This window comes from Protofrankia sp. Cr1, assembly GCF_963555865.1.
Taxonomy (GTDB): Bacteria; Actinomycetota; Actinomycetes; order Frankiales; family Frankiaceae; genus Protofrankia.
The window spans coordinates 26,723-29,661 of sequence record NZ_CAUVXO010000019.1 but is presented as its reverse complement, the minus strand read 5'-3'; the positions used below and the strand labels follow the sequence as shown (position 1 = coordinate 29,661).

At 65.8% G+C, this 2,939-nt stretch carries 2 protein-coding genes; one reads left to right on the top strand and one right to left on the bottom strand.

Features of this window, described 5'->3' with window-relative positions; genetic code table 11:
• Positions 1 to 291 precede the first annotated feature (291 nt).
• Positions 292 to 1,605, top strand: coding sequence for a TerD family protein (locus tag U9980_RS03685; RefSeq protein ID WP_322766674.1), 1,314 nt, complete (start codon positions 292 to 294; stop codon positions 1,603 to 1,605).
• 82 nt (positions 1,606 to 1,687) lie between these two features.
• Here U9980_RS03685 and U9980_RS03680 read toward each other — a convergent pair whose 3' ends face one another.
• Positions 1,688 to 2,884 carry an acyl-CoA dehydrogenase family protein gene (locus U9980_RS03680; protein WP_322751135.1) on the bottom strand — a complete coding sequence of 399 codons (1,197 nt, stop codon included), beginning with the start codon at positions 2,882 to 2,884 and terminating at the stop codon, positions 1,688 to 1,690.
• Positions 2,885 to 2,939 lie beyond the last annotated feature (55 nt).

Sequence of the window (2,939 nt, the reverse complement as noted above, 5' to 3'; positions counted from 1 at the left end):
CGTGCAGGCGGTTCTGATGATCAAGAAATGTGGGTCGCGGGGACAGCAGCTCGGTCGCACGCGTCGGGGAGCCCACAGACGGGTCCGGGTTGTTCGGTTCGTTGAGCGGTTGGTTCGTACCGGTCCGCCGCCTCGGGTTGGGACCGGTCGCTGGATGCGGGACGCGGCGCCGGCGACCCGAAGGAACCTAATAGGCTGTGAGCGTCCGACCCCGGGCGCTCACAAGGCCGCGCGGTCACGGCTCTTCTCCTGCGGCCGGAGGCCCCGAGCAATCCAGACGTGGAGGCCGCCATGGCGCAGGTGCTGAGCAAGGGCGCGAACGCACCGTTGTCCACTAATGATGTACGTGTGGAGATCAGTTCGTCGACTCCGCTCGACATCGCCGCGTTGCTGGTCACGGCGGGCGGCAAGGTCCGTTCGGACGCCGACTTCGTGTTCTTCAACCAACCCACCGGCCCCGGGGTGCGCCTCCTCCCACCCTCGGCGCTCGAGTTCGCACTGGGGCTGGTACCCGCCGACATCGACAAGGTCGTCATCACCGGCAGCCTGGACGGGTCCGGCCCGTCGACCTTCGCCACCGTCGGGGCACTGCAGGTCTCCGTCAGAGATCTTCGGGGCGCGGAACTCGCCCGTTTCGACCCGGTCGGGCTGACCGTTGAGACGGCACTGGTGCTCGTCGAGTTGTACCGGCGCCAGGGGTCCTGGAAGGTGCGTGCCGTGGGGCAGGGATACGCCTCGGGCCTTGCCGGTATCGCCACCGACTTCGGGATCACAGTGGATGATCCGGCAGTGGATGAGGCACCCACACAGCTCTATGTGGCGCCGACGCAGCCGGCATCCCCAGCGCGGCCGGTAGCCCAACCCCAGCAGCAGTGGGGCCCGCCGCCATCACCGGCCCCGCAGGCACAACAACAATGGGGTCCGCCGCACGGCCAGCAGCCATCACCGGCCCCGCAGGCACAACAACAATGGGGTCCGCCGCACGGCCAGCAGTCACAACCGGCCCCGCAGGTGGCCGGTGCCCCGACCGTCAACCTGGACAAGGGCCGGGTCTCGTTGCGCAAGGGCCAGAGTGTCTCACTGGTCAAGACCGGGACCCCGCCGTTGACCCGGGTGCGGATGGCACTGGGTTGGGATCCGGCCCACCGGGGACGCCAGATCGATCTGGACGCCTCCTGCATCCTGTTCGACAGCCGCGGCAAGGACGTCGACAAGGTGTGGTTCATGTCGAAGAAGGGTGCCCGCGGCGCGGTTCGCCATTCCGGTGACAACCTCACCGGCAGCGGCGAGGGCGACGACGAGACCATCTTCGTCGATCTTGCGGGGCTCCCGTCCACCGTCGAAGCGCTGGTCTTCACGGTGAACAGCTTTCAGGGCCAGCAGTTCACCGAGGTCCGTAACGCCTTCTGCCGCCTGATCGACGATTTCACCGGTGCCGAGCTCGTCCGTTTCGACCTGTCGGAGTCAAAACCGCACACCGGTCTCGTCATGTGCAAGGTTGCACGTCAGCAGGGTGGGCCGAACTGGACGATGACGGCCATCGGCGAGTTCCACGACGGCAAGACCGTACGCGCGATGGTCGGGCCGTCCAGGCAGTACCTCTAGCCCGCTCGAGCGCTAGCCCGCTTGGGGCCGCCGGCCGCGCGAGAAGAAGCATGCCCGCGCGGCCGGCGGCTGGCGGGGTTGGCTACGGGAGTTTGTACTCCTTGAGCAACGCCCGGCTGATGATGCGCTTCTGTACCTCGGAGGTACCCTCGCCGATGAGCATGAACGGCGCCTCCCGGAAAAGTCGCTCGATCTCGTACTCCTTGGAGTAGCCGTAACCACCGTGGATGCGGAACGACTCGGTGGTCACCTCGAAGCAGTACTCGCTGGCAAGGTACTTGGCCATACCCGCCTCGACGTCGTTGCGCTGGCCGCTGTCCTTCTTGCGGGCGGCATTCACCATCATCAGGTGGCCGGCCTCGACCTTGGTCGCCATCTCGGCCAACTTGAAGGCGATCGCCTGATGGTCGACAATCTGCTTACCGAAGGTGCGGCGCTGCTGGGCGTAGGCGATCGCCAGCTCGAATGCCCGGATCATGATGCCGCACGCGCGGGCCGCGACATTAACCCGGCCGACTTCGACACCGTCCATCATCTGGTAGAAACCCTTGCCCCGGCCGTCGGCGCCGCCGAGGATCGACGAGTTCGGTACCCGGTGGTTGTCCAGCACCATCTCGGTGGTCTCGACGCCCTTGTAGCCGAGTTTGTCGATTTTTCCGGGAATCGTGATGCCGGCGTTGGTGCCGAAGCCGGGCTCCTTTTCCAGCAGGAAGGTCGTCATGTTCCGGTAGACCGAGTCGGCACCCTCGTCGGTCTTGACAAGGGTGGCGACGATGCCGGCACGGGCACCGTTGGTCAGCCACATCTTCTGGCCGTTGATGAGGTATTCGTCGCCGTCGCGAGTGGCCCGGGTGGTGATGGCGGACACGTCCGAACCGCAACCCGGCTCGCTCAGGGAGAACGCGCCGCGCACCTCCCCGGTCGCCATTTTCGGCAGGAGCCGCTGCTTCTGCTCGGGGGAGCCGTGCTGGAGAAGGAGGTAGGCGACGATGAAGTGTGTGTTGATGACACCCGAGACGCTCATCCAGCCGCGGGCTATCTCCTCGACAACCAGGGCGTACGTGAGCAGCGATTCACCGAGCCCGCCGTACTCCTCCGGAATGGTGATCCCGAAAAGCCCCATCTCCTTCATGGCTTCGACGATCGCCTCGGGGAACTCGTCCTTGTGTTCGAGTTCGGTGGCGTACGGCAGAATCTCCTTGTCGACGAACGTGCGCACGGCCGACAGAATGTCAGCCTGAACATCGGTCAGACCGTCGGTCTGCGCGATCCTGCCCATCGTTTCCGCTTCCCTTCTCCGCCTATCACCGGTAACCGGCACCTGCCGACTGCTC